This window comes from Thermocoleostomius sinensis A174, from assembly GCF_026802175.1.
Taxonomy (GTDB): Bacteria; Cyanobacteriota; Cyanobacteriia; order Elainellales; family Elainellaceae; genus Thermocoleostomius; species Thermocoleostomius sinensis.
The window spans coordinates 5,562,658-5,585,447 of sequence record NZ_CP113797.1 but is presented as its reverse complement, the minus strand read 5'-3'; the positions used below and the strand labels follow the sequence as shown (position 1 = coordinate 5,585,447).

At 48.0% G+C, this 22,790-nt stretch carries 20 protein-coding genes; 9 read left to right on the top strand and 11 right to left on the bottom strand.

All coding sequences use genetic code 11. The features are described 5' to 3' along the window. Positions 1-86: 86 nt before the first annotated feature. Entirely contained in the window at positions 87-503 is a 417-nt protein-coding gene (locus OXH18_RS24215; RefSeq protein WP_268610102.1) for a hypothetical protein, read from the top strand. 140 nt (positions 504-643) lie between these two features. Here OXH18_RS24215 and OXH18_RS24210 read toward each other — a convergent pair whose 3' ends face one another. Both OXH18_RS24210 and OXH18_RS24205 read right to left on the bottom strand, forming a co-directional pair. Further along, positions 644-1,753 carry an AI-2E family transporter gene (locus tag OXH18_RS24210; RefSeq protein WP_268610101.1) on the bottom strand — a complete coding sequence of 370 codons (1,110 nt, stop codon included), beginning with the start codon at positions 1,751-1,753 and terminating at the stop codon, positions 644-646. A 260-nt stretch (positions 1,754-2,013) separates the two neighbouring features. Continuing rightward, a complete protein-coding gene (locus OXH18_RS24205; RefSeq protein WP_268610100.1) occupies positions 2,014-3,198 on the bottom strand; it encodes a tetratricopeptide repeat protein in 1,185 nt (394 codons plus the stop codon). Positions 3,199-3,234: 36 nt separating this feature from the next. Between OXH18_RS24205 and OXH18_RS24200 the strand changes: the two genes are divergently transcribed. Continuing rightward, on the top strand, positions 3,235-3,570 hold the full coding sequence (locus OXH18_RS24200) for a YbjQ family protein (protein ID WP_268610099.1): 336 nt from the start codon (positions 3,235-3,237) through the stop codon (positions 3,568-3,570). 87 nt (positions 3,571-3,657) lie between these two features. On the opposite strand, the gene OXH18_RS24195 is transcribed toward OXH18_RS24200, so the two are convergent. From OXH18_RS24195 to OXH18_RS24180, 4 genes are all read right to left on the bottom strand, one after another. Then, a complete protein-coding gene (locus OXH18_RS24195) occupies positions 3,658-5,448 on the bottom strand; it encodes a M61 family metallopeptidase (RefSeq protein ID WP_268610098.1) in 1,791 nt (596 codons plus the stop codon). 121 nt (positions 5,449-5,569) lie between these two features. Further along, positions 5,570-6,253 carry a Crp/Fnr family transcriptional regulator gene (locus OXH18_RS24190; RefSeq protein ID WP_268610096.1) on the bottom strand — a complete coding sequence of 228 codons (684 nt, stop codon included), beginning with the start codon at positions 6,251-6,253 and terminating at the stop codon, positions 5,570-5,572. Positions 6,254-7,131: 878 nt separating this feature from the next. Next, on the bottom strand, positions 7,132-8,415 hold the full coding sequence (gene glyA, locus OXH18_RS24185; protein WP_268610095.1) for a serine hydroxymethyltransferase: 1,284 nt from the start codon (positions 8,413-8,415) through the stop codon (positions 7,132-7,134). Positions 8,416-8,647: 232 nt separating this feature from the next. Beyond that, positions 8,648-8,884, bottom strand: coding sequence for a hypothetical protein (locus OXH18_RS24180; RefSeq protein WP_268610094.1), 237 nt, complete (start codon positions 8,882-8,884; stop codon positions 8,648-8,650). Positions 8,885-9,415: 531 nt separating this feature from the next. Between OXH18_RS24180 and trpE the strand changes: the two genes are divergently transcribed. Then, a complete protein-coding gene (trpE, locus tag OXH18_RS24175; RefSeq protein ID WP_268610093.1) occupies positions 9,416-11,005 on the top strand; it encodes an anthranilate synthase component I in 1,590 nt (529 codons plus the stop codon). A gap of 205 nt (positions 11,006-11,210) precedes the next feature. Continuing rightward, positions 11,211-11,843 (top strand): Crp/Fnr family transcriptional regulator, encoded by a 633-nt coding sequence (locus OXH18_RS24170; RefSeq protein ID WP_268610091.1) that lies wholly within the window; start codon positions 11,211-11,213, stop codon positions 11,841-11,843. A 43-nt stretch (positions 11,844-11,886) separates the two neighbouring features. On the opposite strand, the gene OXH18_RS24165 is transcribed toward OXH18_RS24170, so the two are convergent. Beyond that, positions 11,887-12,921, bottom strand: a complete 1,035-nt coding sequence (locus OXH18_RS24165) for a septal ring lytic transglycosylase RlpA family protein (protein WP_268610090.1) — start codon at positions 12,919-12,921, stop codon at positions 11,887-11,889. Between the two features lie 504 nt (positions 12,922-13,425). Between OXH18_RS24165 and OXH18_RS24160 the strand changes: the two genes are divergently transcribed. The 3 genes from OXH18_RS24160 (at position 13,426) to OXH18_RS24150 (ending at position 16,257) form a co-directional block, all read left to right on the top strand. After that, positions 13,426-14,268: a DUF3598 family protein gene (locus OXH18_RS24160; RefSeq protein ID WP_268610088.1), complete on the top strand. Its 843-nt coding sequence runs from the start codon at positions 13,426-13,428 to the stop codon at positions 14,266-14,268. Positions 14,269-14,804: 536 nt separating this feature from the next. After that, on the top strand, positions 14,805-15,467 hold the full coding sequence (locus tag OXH18_RS24155; RefSeq protein ID WP_268610087.1) for a sigma-70 family RNA polymerase sigma factor: 663 nt from the start codon (positions 14,805-14,807) through the stop codon (positions 15,465-15,467). A gap of 223 nt (positions 15,468-15,690) precedes the next feature. After that, positions 15,691-16,257, top strand: a complete 567-nt coding sequence (locus OXH18_RS24150) for an anti-sigma factor family protein (protein WP_268610086.1) — start codon at positions 15,691-15,693, stop codon at positions 16,255-16,257. A gap of 14 nt (positions 16,258-16,271) precedes the next feature. Here the strand turns inward: OXH18_RS24150 and OXH18_RS24145 are convergent, their stop codons facing one another. Beyond that, positions 16,272-16,697: a gamma-glutamylcyclotransferase family protein gene (locus tag OXH18_RS24145; protein WP_268610085.1), complete on the bottom strand. Its 426-nt coding sequence runs from the start codon at positions 16,695-16,697 to the stop codon at positions 16,272-16,274. An 82-nt stretch (positions 16,698-16,779) separates the two neighbouring features. On the opposite strand from OXH18_RS24145, the gene leuS reads away from it, so the two are divergent. Then, positions 16,780-19,356 carry a leucine--tRNA ligase gene (gene leuS, locus OXH18_RS24140; protein WP_268610084.1) on the top strand — a complete coding sequence of 859 codons (2,577 nt, stop codon included), beginning with the start codon at positions 16,780-16,782 and terminating at the stop codon, positions 19,354-19,356. Between the two features lie 16 nt (positions 19,357-19,372). Beyond that, complete coding sequence (locus tag OXH18_RS24135) at positions 19,373-20,053, top strand: hypothetical protein (protein WP_268610083.1); 681 nt, start codon at positions 19,373-19,375, stop codon at positions 20,051-20,053. 26 nt (positions 20,054-20,079) lie between these two features. Here the strand turns inward: OXH18_RS24135 and OXH18_RS24130 are convergent, their stop codons facing one another. The 3 genes from OXH18_RS24130 to menB all read right to left on the bottom strand — a co-directional run bounded on the left by OXH18_RS24130 (position 20,080) and on the right by menB (position 22,790). Next, positions 20,080-21,420 carry an AAA-like domain-containing protein gene (locus OXH18_RS24130; RefSeq protein ID WP_268610082.1) on the bottom strand — a complete coding sequence of 447 codons (1,341 nt, stop codon included), beginning with the start codon at positions 21,418-21,420 and terminating at the stop codon, positions 20,080-20,082. Between the two features lie 295 nt (positions 21,421-21,715). Next, a complete protein-coding gene (locus tag OXH18_RS24125) occupies positions 21,716-21,901 on the bottom strand; it encodes a helix-hairpin-helix domain-containing protein (protein WP_268610080.1) in 186 nt (61 codons plus the stop codon). 55 nt (positions 21,902-21,956) lie between these two features. Next, positions 21,957-22,790 (bottom strand): 1,4-dihydroxy-2-naphthoyl-CoA synthase, encoded by an 834-nt coding sequence (menB, locus tag OXH18_RS24120; RefSeq protein ID WP_268610079.1) that lies wholly within the window; start codon positions 22,788-22,790, stop codon positions 21,957-21,959.

Sequence of the window (22,790 nt, the reverse complement as noted above, 5' to 3'; positions counted from 1 at the left end):
TAGGGATGAGGGATGCAAGAAAAAGGTAAAAGGCAATTCCTGATTCTTGATTCCCACCCCCAATCCCCCACCTCTAATCCCTCCCCATGCGTAATCCTCTCCAACGTCTTAAGTACTTACCCTGGCTGCCGTTGAGTTTAACCGCTCTAGCAACGGCCCTAATTACCTTTCTGTTGGAATTAGGATTAGCCCTGAGCTACCAGTTTGTACCAGCGCTGCAAGGGGTGTTTGCAGTGTTGTTTTCTCCGTTACTTGGTGCGATCGTCTTCTTTGCAATGGCCGTTGGAGTGGGTGCATTAGCCGTGTATTGGTTAGAGCGCGTGTATCCTCAAATTGTGATTAATACAGGCATCCTGTGGGCGCTGGTGTTGTGTGTCATGGTTGCGTTTTTCCTCAAGTCGCTGTTGCCCTTGCCGGTAAATTTAGTAACACCTGGTCGATTTTTGCTAATTGGAGTTGTTGTGGGCATTTTTTGGAAAGGCCGACGCTATTGGCGCTATTGAGTTCGCTGTCAAGTTCATCACTTGATTCGATAATGCCCACAGAGCAGCAAATGGCGTAGCGGTCTCACTCTAGAGTAGTTTGCGTACTAGTTCAAAATACTTCTAACGGTCAGTACGTCGCGCCTCAACCGATTTGTTCTTCACTCGTCCGATCGCCCAACGGGTTGTTCTTCCACTGCGGGAGGGTCTCCCGTCACCAAGACCAGCGAAGACCCCGATCGGCTGTTGCGAATCGTATCAGCAGTGGCTTTAATGAAGCTGGCAATCGGTACAGCAATCACTAGCCCCAACGCGCCCCCTAATTTCAGACCCAGATCCAGTGATATCAACATCCAGACGGGATTGAGTCCGGTCAGTTCGCCTACAATGCGCGGCGCCAAAATATTTTCAATCGCCCAGTTAATGCTTATGGCCACTAGCAAGACTTTAAAGCCCAGCCAAAAGTTTTGCAGGGCTAGCAGAGAACTAACCGTGATAATAGTGACAGTTCCGCCAAAGGGAATCAGCGTTGCTACGCCAATGCCAATGCCAAACAGTTGTGGCAAGGGAACCCGCAAAATGACCAGCGTGGTTGTTTGTACAATGCCAACAATCGTCGCCATTGTCACTTGTCCAGCAATATAGCGCTCAAAGTTTTCGGGCAACGACTCGCGAATACGTAGGTTCCACTGAGGCGGAAACCATCCTAAAATGCCAGCCCACAGGCTTTCGCCGCGCAGCACCAAAAAGATTGTAAACACTAACGTCAGAAACACATTAACGACACTGCCGATCGCTCCAAATACAATGCTGAAGGCTTGGCTAGTGAGGGCGCGCAATCCGGTTGTCAGTCGTGCCACCAGTTGATTAATCGTCGTGCTGAGATCGATCGGTAACTGCTGAGCAATGGCCCAATCCTCTAGGCTGATCAACTGCTGCTGACCTGATTTAATCCACTCCGGCAATTTGGTCAACAGTTCATTGGCTTGTTTCAAAATTAGGGGAATCAGAAACACGCCCGACACTACCAGAATTAACAGAAACACCAGCAGCACTAGACTGATAGCGATGCCGCGACTGACGCCCCGATCGACCAAAAATCGAATCGGATAGTCTAACAAAAAAGCCAGCAGCGTAGCGCTGATCAAAATACTTAGCAAGGGCTGTAGCTCCTGCGCCAAAACGAGCAAGAGCCAACCGTTCAGGAAAATAATGGGAAACAGCAGCCCCCAACTAACGAGGGGAGGGAGCTTGTTCAATGACTGAAACATTTCACAATCGCAAGTCCTACGATGAGTGTACAACAATGGACATAACGACTAGATAGCCCCGCTTAACCTCTATAGCTTAATTCGTTGGCGATCGGTCTCACAGTCCACCGTTCGGACGTTGATTCAGCCGTTAAGGGCCGATCAAGGTTCAAGCTTATTAAGCCCGGAAATTAATCTCAGAAGTAGATTTCAACCTGAAGCCATCTCTACCTTCGTTTCTATCAACTTCATTAATGTTTTAATCGATGTCGTCTCAATCATTAATCAATGTCATCGATCGCGGTCTCCACCTTATCAACCCCTTCAGCATTGCCCTGCTGTTGATAAAGAGTCCGGGCGGTTTGGAGAGCATTCAGAGCCTCAGCCGTACGATTGCGTCCCTTCAGCGCTAGTCCAAGGTGATAATAAGCATCAGCATCTTCTGGAGCTAATTCAATCAGTTCCCGATAAGCAACAATTGCCCGCAAATAGTCTTCCTGCTCTAGATACAACTCACCCAAGACCGCATGCCCCTCCTTTAGGCTTGGCTGTACCGAAACGGCTCGCTCATACTGTTGCAGTGCTCTAGGCAAATCTCCTTGTAGTCGATAGATATCGCCAATTTGCAAGTGAATATACCCATTGCGCGGTTCAAACTGGGCCGCTCGTTCTAGGGCCGCCATTCCAGCCGCAGTATCTCCCAAATTCAGCAACGCTACACCTAAGTTTAGTTGCACGCTGCCACGCCGAGGTGATAATTGCGCCGCTCGCTGTAGTGAAGCTAGGGCATCCTCGTATCGTCCTTCCTGGAGATAGGCCGAGCCAATAAATTCGTGAATTTGAGCATCATCTGGCCGTTGCCGCAGCACTTGTTGATAGACCTCGATCGCCCCGGCATAGTTTTCCTGCCGCGCCAACACCACCCCCAACCCCAGCAACGCTTCGATATTATTAGGACTGAGTTGAGCCGCCCGACGATACGCATCAGCCGCCCCGGCATAGTTCCCCAAGTTGGCTTGGCTGTAGCCCAACGCATAGTAGAAATCAGCATTGTCGCCCTCTAGGGACACAGCCTGCTGGTACGACTCAACGGCGGCTTGAAAATTGTTTTGTCGTGCTTGCAAAAAACCGATCGCCGAGAAAATTCGGGCATTGTCTGGCTCTAGGCGGGCTGCCTCTTCATACACCGCGATCGCTTCTGCTAAATTTCCTGCGTCTACCAATTCTCGCCCTTGCTTCAGTAACTCATTGAGGCGATCGTCGTTATTTTGGGCAATAGTTGGGGCAACTCGATTCCGAGCAACGAGAGGCTGGATAGTTACATCAGGGGCAATTGGATGCGAAACTATTTGAGCTTGAGCCATCTGAGGTGAGATGATGACGGCTCCTCCCAAGCAAACACTTAGCCAGACCGATTGCTTAGATGCAGGCTTATGTACAGTCAGTCGTGGGAATGGTAAGGTCATCTAGGGTAACAGCGTAAGATTGTGTAAGGACAATAGATGATTCTATCAACAACTGATGTCATCCAAGGAGCCGTTGTCGAAGCTTACTTAGGCGTCGTCACGGCAGAAGTCGTCTATGGAACAAACGCCCTGAGAGACTTTTTTGCCGGAATTCGCGACATCATCGGTGGTCGTACTGCCAGCTATGAGCGAGTGTTTGAACGCGGCCATCGCGATGCCCTGGCAGAATTGCAGCAGCGAGCCGCCAGCTTGGGCGCTAATGCCGTGTTGGGCATTGAAATTGATACCGGAACGGTGAATATTGATCAGTCGGGAGCGCTGTTGCTGATTACAGCCAGCGGTACAGCAGTGCGATTACAGTCGGGGCGATAACTGACGGATGCGGAATTCGGGATTAGACAAAAGCTAGAGACATTGCCTCTAACCCCCAACCCCTAATCCCTAATTCCCAAGTCCTGCTTACGACAACCACATCTTATCCCAAGCAACACCCAGCCATCCTTCCAGCGCTTGCTGCTGCTCTGAAGTCGGCGATTCAACGGCAACTAATTGGTAGGACGCAGGGCGAGGTTCCCCTAACGTAACGGGATAAGTACATAGCTCATCCTGGTGAAATACAGAAATATAAATGAGTTCACCAGGGTAAAAATCCCGCAGACGATCGCTCAACTCAGCGGCTTTGACTCGCAGTCCATTAATGGCGAGCAATTCATCCTCCGAATCAAGACCAGCTTGTTGTGCAGGCGACCCCACCTCGACAAATTTGATGATTTCACGTCCGTTCTCTGATTTGGCGGTGAGACCTAGGAAAGGAGGCAGATGGTGGTTGTCTTCGGGTTGAAGCCGCAGTCCGAACAAAGTGAGATATGAATCAAACGGTAGATCTTCAGTAGTGTGCAGATAGCGCTGAAAGAAATCGCTCAAGGATTCTTCTGCTACTGATTCAATCACCGTTTGCAATTGTTCCGGGGTAAAGCCAATTTCAAGCTGTCCAAACTGTTGCCACATTTGCCGCATCACATCATCCAGCGATCGCTGGTTATGAAACTTCGAGCGAATTTGCAAATCCAGCAGTAGTGACACCATCTCTCCTTTGAGATAGTAGGAAATTTGGGAATTATCGCTGTTCGCATCGCGGCGGTAGAGCTTGATCCAAGCATCGAAACTCGATTCGCTTAACGCTTGAATGTGTCGTCCGGGAATGGTCAAGTAGCGAGAGATTTCTTTGCTTAGATTCTTCAAAAATGTCCGGGCATCATAAATACCAGCCCGCATTGGCAAGACCAAATCGTAATAGCTGGTTGTACCTTCGCTAAACCACAACGACGGTGTGTAGTTTTCCCCCTCGTAGTTGAAGACTTCCAGCGCTTTGGGTCGAATCCGTTTCACATTCCACAGATGAAAGAATTCGTGCGCAACCAGTTGCATAAACCGATAGTAGCGCTCTTCATTGCGAAAGCCAAATCGGGAATAGATCAGTGAACAAGAGTTTTTGTGCTCTAGTCCGCCGAACCCTTGGGTCGCCAAATGTAATAAGAATAAATAGCGATCGTAGGGCAATCCCCCAAACAGCGCCGCCTCGACTTCAATGATTTTCTGAGTATCAGCCACAATTTGCTCTGGCTCGGCGTTGCCCATGCCCCAAATTACGAATTCGTGCGGTTTCCCCAAAACTTCAAACTCGCAGTGAAAGTGTAACCCTACTTCAAATGGGCTATCGACTAAGGTATCAAAATCGATGGCTTCAAAGGTGTTAGGTTCCGACGCAACCGAGGGTAGCGGGGTCGCAATTCGCCATTCCGGTTTGGGCAGCACGATCGTCACATGCAAGGGATGGTGCTCAAAGCCAGGAATATAGAAGAACAACGCTGCGCCGTTGAAGTAGGCATGGGTTGAGTCGAGATGGTTGGTGCGAACTGTTAGTTCGTTCGCATAAATACGATAGCGTACCGTAATATCACTGGTTGCGGGCGTTGCAATCTGCCAATGGTTTTTACTCAGCTTCTGCCAACTCAGCGATCGCTCTCCTTCTGCCTGGAATTCTTGGAGATGTCTAGCATACTCTCGTACCAGATAAGAACCCGGTGTCCAAACGGGCATCTTCAAATCCAAAACGTCTGCGTGCCATCCTTTAATTTGTAGCGTCACCTCAAACAAGTGAGAGGAAGGTTGAGGCATCGAGACGTAATAGTGGATGTCTAAAGCAGTGCGAGATAACGATTGCGGTCGAACTTGAGTAGCTTCTGTCATTTCTAGTTGTTGGCTGCTCGGCAATGAATGGGTTGTTTGGGTATTGTGCCTCTAAACATCCCCAACTAACAACTCACAGCTAACAACTCTCAACAGGGAGTTTTTTAAGCAACTTCCATCATCAAACTTTGCCTGCTAAATGTGTTAGCTGTCGCATGTTGACTAGGTAAACAACCTGACGATGGGTATCAATTTTGATCCAGCCCTTACTGTGCAATTTATCCATAATCTTCAGGGCTTCATCGGGTGTAATATCACTCACATCAGCCAAATCGCGATGAGGAATGTTGAAAATCTCCGTCCCGTGCTCGGAAGGCAGTCCGTAGTTTTCTCCTAATGAGACAAGCGTGTTAGCCAGTTTAATAGCCGGAGGCTGATGCCGCAGTTGAAAGCGGTAGTTAGTTTGCCGCAAACGCTTCACCATCAGTTGCAACATACGATGGTGAAGCTGAGAATCTTTAAATAGCGTTTGAATAAATCGTTGAGCTGAAATGCTCAACAAGCGCACAGATGACAATGCCACAACATCCGTTGAACGAGGCGATTCATCTAAAATTGCCATCTCGCCAAAAAAATCACCACGTCCCAGGATTGCTAGCGTTACAACGTCATCCCCTACATGCCGACGGACTTTCACCCAGCCCGATTCGACAAAATAGACTGCATTTCCCCAAGCATCTTCCATTAACACGACTCGTTCTGCCGGATATTCGTGTTCAACCGTAATTGACAAAAGCCATTCGATCGTCTCCGGGCTAGCGGCACTAAACAAGGGAAATAATTCACTAAAAGCAGCAGTCTGCATGAAAGGTGCTCTGGATAAGAATCAACGTACTTCTGCCGAGGCTTCCAATTTTTGTGAAAAGCCGACCTGCCAACTGAATTAGGCTGTTTCCCTGAGCTTCCATCACTTCGGTTACTAACCCATTTGATTGATTCTTTCAGCAATCAAAAGCTGGTCGTACTGGATAAACTCTGAGCCAATTCAGGAGTCAGAACAGGCAGATGCTCGTCTAAACGCCTGGCCTAAACTATACTACCCACAAACCTAGGAGGGACACCTCCCTAGTACGCCATAGCTATAGTTCATAGGACAGACACCAAGCGGTGAAAACCTAAAGATATTTCTAGGATATCATGCGATTGATGGGATGATGAGATTTGCTTCTACACTAGCCTGCACAGCGCGTACTGATAAAGAGTGCTACTGATATGTAAAATTCTATCTTTTGTGGGTTGTTTCTATTGTCATTGCAGAAATTGTCATTGCAGAAATCTAGAGAGTACTAGATTGAGCTTGCAAGCTGTTCAGGAATAGAGCGTCATCGGGATACCCTTAAATTCCAGAGTTGATATTCAAACGTAGTAACGAACAGGAATCACAACTTGAATCTAAGAAGCTTATATCAGGGAGAGCGGGTCTAGACACGGTGGTTACACTAGAATGTTACTTAATTTATTTCAATCGAATGAGAAGAAAAAGCCGCAAACTGATGGCATGATTCCCTCATTCATTCTCATTGGCAGTAAGAATGTCTGGAGCCGTTGATGATATCTAGTTATTACCAAACTGTTCAAACACCGTTACTTGCATATAGTAGGCAATGCCGACTCTCGTATTCCTAAGATTGGGGTAGGGTTAACCTCAATTTCAGCCTTGAGACAGCATTGCCACCCTGTTCCTTAAACTAATGCAGGAATTGGAATGGTGAGATGAGGATACAGTGGAAATTGAGTACACAGATTAGCTACTCGCTGACGGCAATCTTGCGCAATCGTTTCGTCGTCTGGATGTAGCAATCGATCGGTAATGATGTCACCAATTGCGGTGAATTCTGTCACACCCATACCACGTGTCGTCATTGCAGGGGAGCCTAAGCGCAAACCACTAGTAACAAAAGGCGATTCTGGATCAAAAGGAACGGTGTTTTTATTGGCTGTGATATGAACGCCACTAACTAACTGATCGGCTACTTTTCCGGTCATGCCAATTGATCGCAAATCCACCAACATCACGTGATTTTCAGTCCCATTGGAAACAATTTTCAAGCCTCGCGCTTGCAGTTGAGCGGCCATAGCTTGAGCATTGGCAATCACTTGCCCAGAGTAAGTTTTAAACTCAGGTTGTAGGGCTTCCCCAAATGCCACGGCTTTAGCGGCAATCACATGTTCTAGAGGGCCACCTTGGCTACCCGGAAACACAGACTTATCAAACTTTTTGCCCAGTTCGGTATCGCGGGTCAAAATCAACCCTCCTCGAGGTCCCCGCAGCGTTTTGTGCGTGGTAGTGGTGACAACATCACAATGGGGAATGGGGCTAGGGTGGTGTCCAGTAGCCACTAGTCCCGCAATGTGAGCGATGTCGGCCATCAAATAAGCCCCAACTTCATCGGCGATCGCCCGGAACTTGTCAAAATGAATGATGCGCGAATAAGCCGAATAGCCACAGATGATCAGTTTTGGGCGATGTTTGAGCGCCAGTTCGCGAACTTCATCATAATCAAGCTGCTCGGTGTTCTGGTTCACTCCATAATGACAAGCTTGGAACCACTTGCCCGACACATTGACAGGCGATCCATGTGTCAAGTGTCCACCGTGGGATAAATCCATGCCCATGAACGTGTCACCAGGTTCCAGCAAGGACAAAAAGACCGCAAAGTTCGCCTGCGCACCTGAGTGAGGCTGGACATTGGCATGGGCTGCACCAAACAACTGTTTCGCCCGATCGATCGCAATTTGCTCAATTTCGTCAATCAATTCACAGCCGCCATAATACCGCTTCTTTGGCAAGCCCTCGGCATACTTATTGGTGAGAACCGAACCTTGAGCCGCCATCACGGCTGGAGAGGTAAAGTTTTCGCTAGCAATCAACTCTAAGTGATCCCGTTGACGCTGAAGTTCTTTCTGAATCAGATCGGCAACAAGAGGATCGGTTTCTGCCAAAAAATCAAAATTTGTTTGAGACACAATCAAACTCCAACGAGAGTCTAGAGATCAAAACGGATAAGGGAGAATCCTCAAATTAGGATTATCGGTGTAACACTCCCGGACTACTAATGATAACTCTGATATTCCTCTCTCCTCGAAGCTGAGCGAATCTCTTCAGCAATAGCCACCTTGACCTCGGTCACATCGGTGTATTGGGCGTATTGATTGTGCCTTCTGAGTCTCGTACAGACAAGTCTAATGAGATTCTACCTTAAACCGGAATGACCTCTGGAGCGGCAAGAGCAAGAATGTGGTAGCAGGAAGGCGTTTCTAGTCCTAAGACTTCATTGATGCGCGATCGAATTTTGACGTGTAGGTCTTGAATTGAGTCTGTGAAATCATGTCTAACATTTAGCACTGCTGTTTGCTTTTGAAAATCTTTTCCGTAATAGGCAACAAAGTAGGTGTAGCGGTTTTCGTTTGGGGCGTCTAAAACAAAGTCTCTCATTGTGTCTGTGTCTCCCACTGGAGATGGTATAGATGGGCAACTATCTTAGGGATAGGATTGAACTGAAACTCGTGGTGAGGGATGGAGGGCTGAGCAAAAAGTGAATTAGGTGGTCGAGTCAGCAAACTGAATGGTTTGTGAAGTTGAAAAAGTCGGGGCACATTTCAATGAACTAATTGATTGAGCCACTTTAGATGGATACGATAGGAAACTTGTTGTTTCCGGTTGGATTCAGCAATTAGCCACTTAACTTAGCTACTCCAGGTTTGATGCTCAGAGCTATCTGACTCAAGAGTAAGCAGAACAGAATTACCGCTCTTCAGTATTTCTACTCCACTCGGCCGGTGTAGCTGACGGGTTGCTGTAGAGTTCACTGAATCATTATCCTTAGCTAGTGTAGATGAATTTAATCGTAATTGACCTTTATATTTGCGCAATCTCGATGAAGTTTCATCCTGCAATGGGGTGAACTGATGGGAGGAAGGGGGAATGGTAGACTACTTAAGCCTAAGCCCACATCCAACCATACGTATGATTTCTCCAACCTTTGATCAATTCGTTTGTCTAGCCCAGCAGGGTAATTTCATTCCGGTTTATCAAGAATGGGTTGCTGACCTTGACACTCCTGTTTCGGCTTGGTACAAAGTTTGTGCGGGTCAGCCCTATAGTTTTTTGTTGGAGTCGGTGGAAGGGGGCGAAAATCTAGGACGCTATAGTTTTTTGGGCTGTGATCCCTTGTGGGTGCTTGAAACACGGGGCGATCGTACAACGCAAACCTACCGAGATGGCTCAACGCAGGGATTTGATGGCGATCCGTTTACAGCGTTGTCGGCTTGCTTGGAGCCGTTTCATCCGGTAAAGTTACCGCAACTGCCTCCAGGAATTGGCGGTTTATTTGGTTTCTGGGGCTATGAGCTAATTCGCTGGATTGAGCCGTGTGTTCCAGTTTATCCACCTGATGAAACAGATCTACCTGATGGATTGTGGATGCAAATCGATCAGTTGTTGATTTTTGATCAGGTCAAACGTAAGATTTGGGCGATCGCCTATGCCGATCTACGCAATCCACAGGTTGATTTAGAGCAAGCTTACCATCAAGCCTGTCAGCGAGTTCGTCAGCTAGTCAATAAGTTGCAAACTCCCGTTCCCAGTCGAGATGCTGTGTTGCAATGGACACCACCAGGAACAGAGGGGAGGGAACAAGGGGTAGAGAACAGAGAAGGCGTGGAAATTGGTCAACCTCCAATTCCCTTTTACACTAGTAATTTCACGAAAGAACAGTTTTGCGCCAATGTGGAAAAGGCCAAGGCCCACATTCGTGCAGGTGATATTTTTCAGGTTGTGATTTCGCAACGGCTTTCGGCAACCTATAGCGGTGATCCGTTTGCCTTATATCGATCGCTGCGGTTAATCAATCCTTCCCCCTACATGGCTTATTTCCACTTTCAAGACTGGCAGATTATTGGCTCTAGTCCTGAAGTGATGGTAAAAGCCGATTTGTCACCCGAGCAGGATGGAAGTAAGGTGGCAACGGTGCGACCGATCGCTGGAACTCGCCCTCGGGGCAAAACTCCCCAGGAAGATGCTGCGTTGGCCGAAGATTTGCTGCAAGATCCGAAAGAAGTGGCAGAACACGTCATGCTGGTAGATTTGGGACGTAACGATCTTGGGCGCGTTTGTGCCAATGGAACCGTGACGGTGGACGAATTAATGGTGATTGAACGCTATTCTCACGTCATGCATATCGTCAGCAATGTTGTGGGCAAGTTAGCTCCTGACAAAACCGCCTGGGAACTGCTGAAAGCCTGTTTTCCGGCTGGAACGGTGAGCGGTGCGCCCAAAATTCGCGCGATGCAAATTATTCATGACCTAGAGCCGTGCCGTCGCGGTGTATATTCGGGAGCGTATGGTTACTACGACTTTGAGGGACAATTGAATACGGCGATCGCAATCCGTACGATGGTAGTGCGCCGACAGCCCAATGGGCAGCAGATTGTGAGTGTGCAAGCAGGAGCCGGACTAGTGGCGGATTCAGAACCCGATCGGGAATATCAGGAAACACTAAATAAGGCGCGGGGAATGTTAGAGGCAATTCGGTGTTTGCAAGGAGGAGTGGAGTAGAACATCGCCAGTTGAGATTTGGGAATCGGGAATCGAGGGTCGGGAATGGGATGGCATGAATTATCTGTCTAGCTATCAATGTACCGATTCACTCTTTTCTTAACCAAACTTAAATCTGTTAATAGTGTTTTCATAATCTTGCGATTACCCCTTCTTTAGCTTGGGTGTTTAGGGTAAAGAGGAAAACATTCGCCCCGTGATCGTTATGCTCCATTCTCAGTCCCTAGAGGCAACTCCACAGCCCGATCTACGTCAACTGCTGGAGGAGCTATACAGGGGACGAAATCTACAGCCCTACAGGAGCGGTCAGTCGATTCGAATGCTATCGGATGAAATTCTAGTGGTCTGTCGTGGTGTAGTGCAGTTGGGAACGCTGTACGACAGTGGCGATGAATCGCTATTGGGGTTAGCTTGCCCGTCGATGCCATTCGGATTACCGCTTTCGTCGATTCGCCCCTATCAGGCCATGGCGTTGACTGATGTGGATTTGATGCGGCTGCGATTGGTTGAAATTGAACAATCTCCTATGCTGGCGCATGGAATTTTCCGGCATCTAGCACGCCGATTACAGCAAACTGAGGCGGTTTTAGCGATGGTGGGATATCGTCGGGTAGAAGAGCGCTTGCGCCATTTGCTGATGTTGCTGAAGCAGGAGGTGGGACAGCCTACGGCTAGCGGTACTCGATTAAGTGTGCGTTTAACCCATCAACAGCTTGCTAATGCGATCGGCACAACCCGAGTAACTGTCACGCGTTTACTCAGTCAGTTGCAGGAAGAGGGATGGTTAAGCATCGACAGTTCACGTCATATCGTGTTGCCATCTCACACCCATTCCTAGCCACTGCCAGTTTGGAAGTCTGTCATTCATTTCAAACTTGGATTTAATAAGGCTGGGTAGAGTCTGATTGTCTAGCTAATAGTCCTTGCAGCCACGTTGACTGAGTAGATTGAGTCCCAGTGATAGAACTTGCAGTCATCTGATTAGACTGGTGCCATTGGGCAAGGTCTGCTTTTTCCATAATCACGGCTTCATAGGGAACAATTCCTTTCACTTCACTGCCTAAACAGCGCGCTGCCTCTAGGGACAGATCGAGCGATCGGTCTTCAAAGTACGGGCCACGATCGTTGACGCGAACAATCACAGTTTTACCAGTTAGCTGATTGATCACTTTTAGGTAGGTGTTAAAGGGCAACGATGGGTGTGCGGCTGTGAGTTCATGCTGATGAAACACTTCACCAGTCGCAGTCAGTTGCCCATGAAAGTAAGGACCATACCACGAGGCAACCCCTACAAGTTGACGATCAGTGGGCACTAGTCCATACATTTGGCTTTGAGCATCCACCAACGATAGCGGTGGGACGTTGAGGGCCGTCCGCAAATTATTTGTCCACTGAATGGCTAATAGCTCCGGATTGCGATCGAGCAAAGTCGCCCAATCGCGTTGAATGGAAAATACTAGAGCATCACCTGCTTTGCCCGTGGGCAAGCCATTCACAATCGCTGGAACTAAGTGATACGGTGTAAAGCTGGGTTGTCGCAGCACTTGATACAGTTGTCGAGCGATCGCTTCTGCCTCGACGTAGGTTGGAGCTTCTGCAATGACATGTCCCCGCAGGCGAACTTGAAACACCTGCTGAATGGGTTCTGGCTGCGACCAATCCGTTTGCCACAACCCAGTACAGTGAGCAAAATTGTCCGTTTCTAACTGAGACTGATGGAGATTGTTCCCCAAGGGCCACAATCTCCAACCCGGTCGTTGAGAGCGCTGAGTAGCAGCACAGGGGTTATCAGCGATGGTAATGGTGACAGTTGGAGTAATTTGCCCAATCAAATCTCGGATTGTGTTCGATCGCCGCAACAAGCCGTTAATGAACTGTTGCATTAAATCTGAGTGAATTAGGGATGCTTCATGCATCGAGGCAACTGAGTTTGACCTAAGAACTGCCAGAAAAGCGGACGATTTCACAGCTCTCAGCGTTGAAGCAAATGATGAAGAAGCAAACGAAGAAAAAGCTCTCGATTGAGCACTCGATTGCGAAAAAGTCTGTGAAGTAGAAAATTGTTGCACTGACCCTGCGTGAAGAGAAGACCGCGAGCGATCGTGGGTCACAGCCACATTAACGGGTTTAACTAGAGAAACCGTGCGCCCCGAAGTGGCTTTACTAAAATCTTCGAGAAGCCGTGGGGTAGTCTGGGGAAATAAGAAGCTACTCAGTGCAGATACAGCCCACAAAAGTCCAAAAAAATTCATGGATTTAATAATGTTTAACGCATGAAACCTGAGAGAATTTAACGGTTTGAAAAGGAATGAAACAGAGGTTTATTGTACCGGCTTTGGGTTCCTTACACCTAAAAACGTCGTTTTTTTGATCTAGTTGATTTTTGATCTATTTTTTGTCTCAGACCAAGCTGCAAAACTATGTCACTTGATGCGTCAACATCTCAATGGGAACGATTACTCCTAAATCTGGGAGCTTGGCAAGGTTCATTCTCGCGCTTCTCGCCGCAAGGAGTGTTGCAAGAAGACACACCCACCCTAGTCACGTTGGAAGGGTTGAACGAGAACCAAACAATCCGACAGACTATTCAGTTGTTTTCTCTGGCAACAGGCGAACTGGTTCAGAACAAAGTATTAGAGTACAGTTCGCTCAGTCGAAGCACATTATTCTTTGCCGATGGGGCCTTTTCACAAGGTTCTATGCAGTTCGCTCCCTTCTCTGAGTTTGGGGCTGAGCTTGGTTTTATTCAAAGCGATCGTCGCTTGCGGTTGGTGCAACTGTTCGATAAAGACGGTCATTTTTCTCGCTTAACGCTAATTCGTGAACATCGGCAGCATACTCCAAAGACTGAACGTCCACCTCTATCAGTGGAAATGTTGTTGGGAAATTGGCAAGGAACAGCCATCACGCTCTATCCCGATTGGCGTACGCCTGAGGGCTATGTCACATCACTTCAGGTACATCGGGAGGGCAATTTGCTACGCCAACAGCTAACCACGCCCCAATGGGAACTCGTGTCTACAGGAGAAATTGCAGGGTCGATCGTGCGCTTTCAGCAAGGACATTATCCGATTCAACTGCTGCTATTGCCAGATGGCGCGTCATCAAATACCCCATTAACTATCCCTAAGGGAGAGCCTTTTTTTCTAGAAGCTGGCTGGTTGATTGCCAAGAATCTACGGCAGCGGATGATTCGCCGCTATGATGCCAAGGGTGGCTGGGTTAGCTTAACACTGGTGACAGAACGAAAGGTTGAGGCTTAGCGCTTCGATTACTGCTGCGGTCTGGATGAGCAGCATGTGCAGCGACAATGACTGTCCACAGTCACTAGCTGACCCACAATTTTCAACTTATTCTGAATAGGTGTAATGTTCAGTGCTTTCTAAACGTTTTAAATTCACATCAGAGGAATACCGATGAAAGGATGGCCCAATCGGAGGATGTTCGCAAGGGTTCTCCAGCCCAAAATGCTGTTGGACTTGCCCCTGTTTGAATCGAATCCGTATTGACTCTGCTATCGAGTAGTAATCTATTTCATCTAAAGCCCATGCTTAGGTAAGCCCTTGATGAGACTTCATTGTCGCTCTACCGATTTTCCGGATGGTACTCAACCGCATTTGTAGACGACCTGAAATGAGCGCAACTTCAAGGTCGCCTTTCAGTAATAACGGTATAACTTTCAAGCAAATCCCGTTTATGAGTCGCCCATCCTGTTTGAAAACCTTTGAAATTGCAAGGGAACATCTCGCCCATGTCAGCGTCATTCAGAAACGGAATCCCTCACAGTCAAGTTCTGTCAATGAGTAGTGAATCTCTTCCTGTATCTTGGTCAGCGGTTGAGGCGATTGCTCCTCAAGCCTCGCTGGTTCAAGCCAACAAACTCTCCAACTATGACCTAATCTTGCAGTGTCAAGCTGGGGTGCGTCCTGGAAAAGCGCTGTTTTCAGAACTGATTCGCCGCTATCATCCCCATGTAGAGAAGGTGTTATATCACCTTGCTCCAGATTGGACAGATCGGGCAGACTTGGCTCAGGAAGTCTGGATTCGGGTTTATCGAAACATTAAACGCTTGCAAGAACCTGCTAAATTTCGTGGTTGGTTGAGCCGGATCACAACAAACCTATTCTATGACGAGTTGCGCAAGCGTAAGCGGGTTAATCCCCCTCTATCGCTAGATGCGCCGTTGAATGTTGAGGATGGAGAAATAGATTGGGAAATTGCTTCCGATGATCCGGGCCCAGCCGAGGAGATGATTACTCAAGAATTCTATGATCAACTCCGAGAAGCGATCGCCGATTTACCAGAAGTATTCCGAACTACCATCGTATTGCGAGAAATCGAAGGGATGTCCTATGAAGAAATTGCTGAAATTACCGGGGTTTCTTTAGGAACCGTCAAATCCAGAATTGCCAGAGCACGCCAACGGCTTCAGTATCAATTACAAACTTATCTAGAAGATTGAGTTAGCAGAGATTGATCCAAAAGGCAGCTACGCTATTCTGGATGCAGGGTTTGAGCGTACAGCGGCTCAATGCCTATTGTGTATCGCAATACAGCTTGTTGAGCGCTGAGGATGTCATGGTGACTACGGATTCCTGCGTTCTTGGCTCTACAACCAAACTACCGCTTTCCAACTTTGACTTTTGTTGTTTGATCTTGCCTCTAAAACACTAGAGATCCTAAAAATGTCTAACTTTGACGATTGCGATAACTATAGCCCTCTTCTACCAGATGACGAACCGGGTCGCCGGTGGGATCAGTCTTCTCCAAACACCCTTGATAACCTAAAGCGCGATCGATTTGAACTACTCAGCGCCTACTTAGACGGAGAAGTTTCGGCCGATGAACGTCGCCAAGTTGAACAGTGGCTAGCGACGGATGCAACAATGCAACGGTTACATGCTCGATTGCTGAAACTGCGGCAAGGCGTGCGAATGCTGCCAGTTCCTGCTCCTGAACAGCCCGTTGAACAGGTTGCCGTCGAGGTCATTTCTCGGTTAGAGCGTCGCCCGAAGCGGACTGCCCTGTGGGGGGGAATGGCGATTGCCGCCTTATTTGTTGGAGCCGTCGCTAGTACTTTTTCCGGTGGAGAGTTAGTGCCCTCGATCGCTCAATCTCCAGATACCCACCGCATCACCTCCAATGCCTTACCCCATGACGGCCTGATGATTGCCCTCGATCGACCTGTGATTGAAATTCCTAAAGCAGCCATTTCAGACTCGGTGTCCCCCGGAACTGATGGCGTTCAGTAGGTTTGAGGATTCATTCAGCGCCCTTGCCAGTATCCGTGCGGAAGTCGGACTCCTCCAAAACGTTTAGCCTGTTCGAGCGGCATCTGATAAGCCCACGCTTCACCGAGAGGCTGATGCTGAAGGCTAAACGTTTTGACTAGTACTCGCACATATTCGTTCTGCCCAATTGGCCGCTGTGGATCATAATCCTCGAGTTCATCGAGTTGAGTCAGTACATTATTATCGGCAAATTCCAATACAACACCGTGAACAACTCCGGGACCGGGAGTAAGGGCTGGATAGCCAAACGGCAAATCAAATAACTGTCCATACACGATCGCCACCTGTTGGTTCACCACTGCATGGCCACAGTAGCGATCGTAGTTGCACTGACCCGGTTTTAAGGTTCCATACACGAAAACTTTGAGACGGGCTGGAGCTACAGTAGAGCCTAGATCCATAGAATTTATCAACCAATCCCGAACAACTTATAGAATGGTGTAGAAACATCCCTAATTATTTACCTTGACAGGAGTTCCGTTCGTGGAGTCCCGCTACAATCCGGCAGAAATTGAGGAAAAATGGCAGCAAACGTGGCTGGCTGAAGGCAGCGATCGTACACCTGACAACACCGACAAGCCCAAGTTCTATGCATTGTCCATGTTTCCCTATCCATCAGGCAATTTGCACATGGGGCATGTCCGTAACTACACAATTACCGATGTCATTGCTAGAGTGCGTCGAATGCAAGGCTATCGAGTTCTGCATCCAATGGGGTGGGATGCCTTTGGGCTGCCAGCGGAAAATGCGGCGATCGATCGGGGCATTCATCCAGCCAAGTGGACTTACCAGAATGTGGCGCAAATGCGGGCGCAGTTGCAGCGGTTGGGGTTGTCCTACGATTGGGAGCGGGAAGTCACGACGTGCTCGCCAGACTATTACCGCTGGACACAGTGGATTTTTCTAGAGTTTTTTAAGGCCGGGTTGGCGTACCAAAAAGAAGCAGCAGTGAATTGGGACCCGATTGACCAAACTGTTTTAGCTAATGAGCAGGTGGACAGTGAAGGGCGATCGTGGCGATCGGGCGCGATGGTAGAACGACGACTGCTGAAACAGTGGTTCCTCAAAATCACTGACTATGCTGAACAACTACTGCAAGACCTAGATCAGTTAGACGGCTGGCCGGAGCGAGTCCGCTTGATGCAAGAAAACTGGATCGGCAAATCTACTGGAGCCGAAGTAGTGTTTCAAACCGAGACGGGAGAAACGATACCCGTGTTCACAACCCGTCCTGATACCTTGTGGGGAGCAACCTTCATGGTGCTGTCTCCCGAACACCCGCTAGTTGAGAAATTGACCACTGAGTCACAAGCTGAGATTGTGACTGCCTATCGCACCGAAGCGGCAGCCAAGAATGAAATCGATCGCACCGCAGACGATCGAGAAAAAACAGGCGTATGGACGGGCAGCTACGCCATCAATCCAGTTAACGACGAAAAAATTCCCATTTGGATTGCTGACTATGTGCTGATGGGCTATGGTACGGGCGCAATCATGGCGGTTCCGGCTCACGATCAACGCGATTTTGAGTTTGCCAAGAAATTTAATCTGCCGATCAAGGTGGTAGTGCAACCAACCAATGAGACGATCGACGCAGATACCATGACCGCAGCCTACCCCCACGAAGGGGTAATGGTGCATTCTGGGCCGCTCGATGGCGTAATGACTGGCAAAGGTTCGGGGCAAAGCGTGGAAGCGGCGGTGCAATGGCTAGAAGCTAATGGCAAAGGCAAGGGAACAGCCAACTACCGCCTTAGAGATTGGTTAATCTCTCGTCAGCGCTATTGGGGCTGTCCAATTCCAGTAGTGCATTGCTCTAGCTGTGGTACGGTGCCTGTTCCCGATGCTGAATTGCCGGTGTTGCTACCAGAAAATGTAGAATTTACGGGACGCGGGCCGTCGCCCTTGGCGCAACTAGAAGATTGGATTAACGTGCCTTGCCCCACCTGCGGTACACCCGCCCGCCGTGAAACTGACACGATGGACACCTTTATTTGTTCATCGTGGTATTTCTTACGCTACCCCGATGCTCGCAATGATCAGCAGGTGTTTGATCCAGCCAAAACCAATGATTGGATGCCCGTAGATCAATATGTGGGGGGCATTGAGCACGCAATTTTACACTTGCTGTATTCGCGCTTTTTCACCAAAGTGTTGCGCGATCGAGGCTTACTCAACTTTGATGAACCGTTCAAGCGTCTTCTAACGCAAGGGATGGTGCAGGCAGCCGCCTACAAAAATCCCAACACTGGGAAGTATGTTGCTCCCAGTCAAATTGCCGATCTGTCAAACCCTACCGATCCAGCTACTGGTGAACCATTGACAGTGGTGTTTGAAAAAATGTCAAAGTCGAAGTATAACGGCATTGATCCCGGCGATGTATTGGGTAAATATGGCGCAGACACCGCTCGTATGTTCATTTTATTCAAAGCCCCGCCGGAAAAAGATCTGGAATGGGATGATGCGGATGTGGAAGGGCAATTTCGTTTCTTAAATCGGGTGTGGCGCTTGGTGTGCGAGTTTGGCGATCGTGCGTCTGTACAAAAAACCGCTGAGGCTCAGGCGCTGAATCACGATGAGAAAGACTTGCGCTACGCCATTCACTATGCCATTGAGCAGATTACAGAAGACTTGGAAGAAGAGTATCAATTTAATACAGCCGTTTCGGAGTTGATGAAATTGAGCAATGCTCTTAATGATGCTACTTGCAAGACCTCACCTGTTTATCGAGAAGGAATTGAGACCCTGTTGAAGTTGTTGGCTCCATTTGCACCCCATATTGCCGAAGAGTTGTGGCAGCGATTAGGGCATACCGATTCCATCCACCATCAGCCTTGGTGTGTTCCTGATCCAACCGCATTAGTGGTAGATGAAATTCCGCTAGTGATTCAAATTATGGGTAAGACTCGCGGTACAATTCAAGTGCCAGCCCAAGCTAGCCAGCAAGAACTGGAAACCTATGCCCGTGAGTCTGAGCTAGCACAGCGCTACATTGCTGGAAAGACTATCAAGAAAGTCATTGTAGTGCCAGGGAAACTTGTAAACTTCGTTGTTGGGTAATACCGGGAGAAACGGGATGATATCCCGCACTATAGGCTATTGGTTCATTGGAGGGATGTTAGTTGCTGCTACTGCTTGTGCCTCGCTGCCATCAAGAGAATTGACTTTTCCCGGTCTCACGCCGTCACCGTCTAATAGCCCAGCCGCTGTTCCCCTATCGGACGTTCCGGAGGATACCTCAGATAAGGTTCAGCCAGATACAAAAATCATCACAATGAGCTTGGAGGGCGAAGCTCAAGAGGTTGAATTGCGGCTGTTTCAACATCGGGATGTGCCGTTTACTACCTACTATCCGGCCCAGACCTTCATTCCAGAAGTACAAACCTCCGCAGAAGGAGTGCATGTGCAGTTTTACTTTAGTCCGGCAGGGGTAAAAAACGAACAGGCATATCTATCTTTCTTTATGCCGCGCCAATCGGCTGATTTAGAAATGATGCAAGAGTTGATTTTAGGTAACCAGGGGTTACTAATTAATAACCAATGGGAACTGCTCGATCGAACTGATATCGTTAGCTATAGCTGGGCAGAAGAAAAACTACTCTATCAACATCCTCTGGAAACCGAGTTAATTGTCGGGGCGATTTACGTAGGCGAGGAAGATGGGCATTTGTTCTACACCCTTACCCACTATCCTGTTGAATACGTTGATGGGTTTGAGCCACGATCGAATATCATTTGGGAGAATCTACAGTTTTGAGCCATCTATTGGGTAGGGTACTGTAGCTAATTCCCGTTTCCATCACCCATCTGTGCCAGAAAAAAGAGGCGGTATAGATCACAGGACGGGACAACGTTACTGCCTTCAAATTTAATAAGCCCCAGGCTTTCTAAGCGATAGGCAATGATGGAGTCTAATGGCAGCCCCTCTGGAGAACGTACTACCTGCTGAAGTGCTTCCCATAACTCTGGAAATTGTTGCACTTCTTCCCAACAGCGGCGTAAATGATTACTGTAGATGCCAGATAATGTTGGGGCTGTTTGCAATAATTCCGAGAAGGTCATTTCCCGTTGGCGCAACCAGTATAGGGCTAGCCGAACCAAATAGGGATGTCCACCCACTAAAACAATCAAAGCGTCAATCTCTTGCTCATCGATTTCAGTACGGCTGAGGCCGTAGCGCTGTACCAAATCTTGCACTTGCGATCGAGTAAATTCAGGTAGGTAGATAGGCAACCCTACATTAAACGGTGATTGGTGAATGTTAAGAGCAACATAGACCTCGGTAGAATGAGACACAATTAACCGCAGTTTTTGCCAAATCTCTACATTCGCAGCTTCTTCATACCAGGCCCGCAGCAGAGGCAGAAAATCTTTGGCTAAGTCGGAATACTCAAAGAGGCGATTCACTTCATCGAGCGCAATAACAATCGGTGTATCCAGGTGCGATAGCAAATATTCTTGAAAGTAGATGGAACAACTAACCTTGCTGCCAATCTCCTCATTCCAATAATTGTCCAGCTTAGGCTCTAGATTCAATTGCCAACTCACGTTGAGGCATAGCCAACGCAAAAATTGATTGAGATCGTTCAATACTGAATCATCTGCAGTTTGTAAATTCAGCATCACCGTGTGAAAGCGTCTTTGTCGGGCATGATCTAGCACGCGATAAATGAGAGACGATTTGCCCAACATCCGAGCGGCTTTAATGCGAATTAAGCTTCCTGGTCTTACAATTTCTGCATAAGCCCTCTCTTCGATGGGTGGGCGGTGGATGTATAAGTTGGAATAGAGTGGTACAACCCCCCCTGGAAACCGCAGCGGTTCTAGTTTGGGGGAAATCAGATCAGCCTCTGGGTCGAGCGCCGCCGTGTTATTAGAATAGAAGTTAGACAGCACGAGCTTGAAGTTCTTTTTTGTCACCTTTTCGCCTAGAGCGTCTGACAAAGAACTCCATAATTGGGAGCCAACTTCCTTGATGTAGTCTAGGTCATAGCCAAATTCTGCGGCAATTTCTCGATAAATTTTTCCTGACCAAGATTGTAAGAGAACCACCTCTTGTGCATAATTAAGCCGTTTCGGTTCAAGAATTTTGTTGACAATTTCCAGGGCATCGTGCGGCATCATCAGAATCCGAAATGTTTGATACCAGTGGGCTAAATAGCCATAAAGGGAAATCTTAAACCGAAATTTAAGGATCGAAGCAATTAATTGGCTTAATTCCCACTTTTCTTACTTTCTCATCTTTTATCTAGATAATTTCCTACCCAACTCCTCACTTACTAACTCTTTATTTAACCGAAATTTTACCCTGATCGATTAGTTCAGTGAGATTTAGACAAGTTTACTGGGATACTGCTGCGCATTATTGCTTTGGTAGACTGCTTTTAGGCAACCGGATATTCTTTAGCATTCCCATTTGCTAAGGATTTTCAACTAAATCAACTATCTTTTCGTAGGTCAACCCTTTGACCCGCATCACAACATCTTTCAGAGATTCGAAGGGTTTGTAGCGTTGTTTGTGTTCAATGGTTTCAATAATCTTTTTGACGTTTCTACCCGTCAAGCCAATACACTTCAGGCGTTGTAGCAGTTCAGGATGCTCCAATAGTCATCTCACTGCTCTTGGTTCGCCTTCGTCACTTTTGCCTATTATGAGTGCGCTATGGCAGCCAGGGATATTGACGAAAATTGGGTTTGCGCTTTTCTAGAAAAGCCTGCTTTCCTTCGGCTCCTTCTTCAGTCATGTAGTAGAGCAAAGTGGCATTACCAGCCAGTTCTTGTAATCCCGCTTGTCCATCACAGTCGGCGTTGAACGCCGCTTTAAGGCAACGAATGGCGATCGGACTTTTCTCTAGGATTTCTTGGGCCCATTGAATTCCTTCCGCTTCCAAGTGCTCAACGGGAACAACGCAATTGACCAACCCCATCTCTAAGGCTTGGTTCGCATCATATTGCCGACAGAGAAACCAAATTTCGCGTGCTTTTTTCTGACCAATAATTCGCGCTAAGTAACTGGCTCCAAACCCTCCGTCAAAGCTACCTACCTTGGGTCCTGTTTGTCCAAAGATGGCATTATCGGCTGCGATCGTCAAATCACATACTACATGCAGCACATGCCCACCACCAATGGCATAGCCTGCCACTAGGGCAATTACCACTTTAGGCATCGATCGAATCAACCGCTGCAAATCCAACACGTTCAAGCGAGGAATGCCATCATCGCCCACATAACCCGCCTCGCCGCGCACGCTTTGATCGCCACCGGAGCAGAAGGCATACTTGCCGTCGGTGTGGGGACCGGCCCCGGTCAGCAGCACAACGCCGATATCGGTATCTTCGCGAGCATCGACAAAGGCATCGTAGAGTTCAAAAATGGTCTTGGGACGAAAGGCATTGCGTTTATGGGGGCGGTTAATGGTGATTTTGGCGATGCCATCGGCTTTGTGATAAAGAATATCTTCGTAGGTTTTAACGACGCGCCATTCAACTTGCAT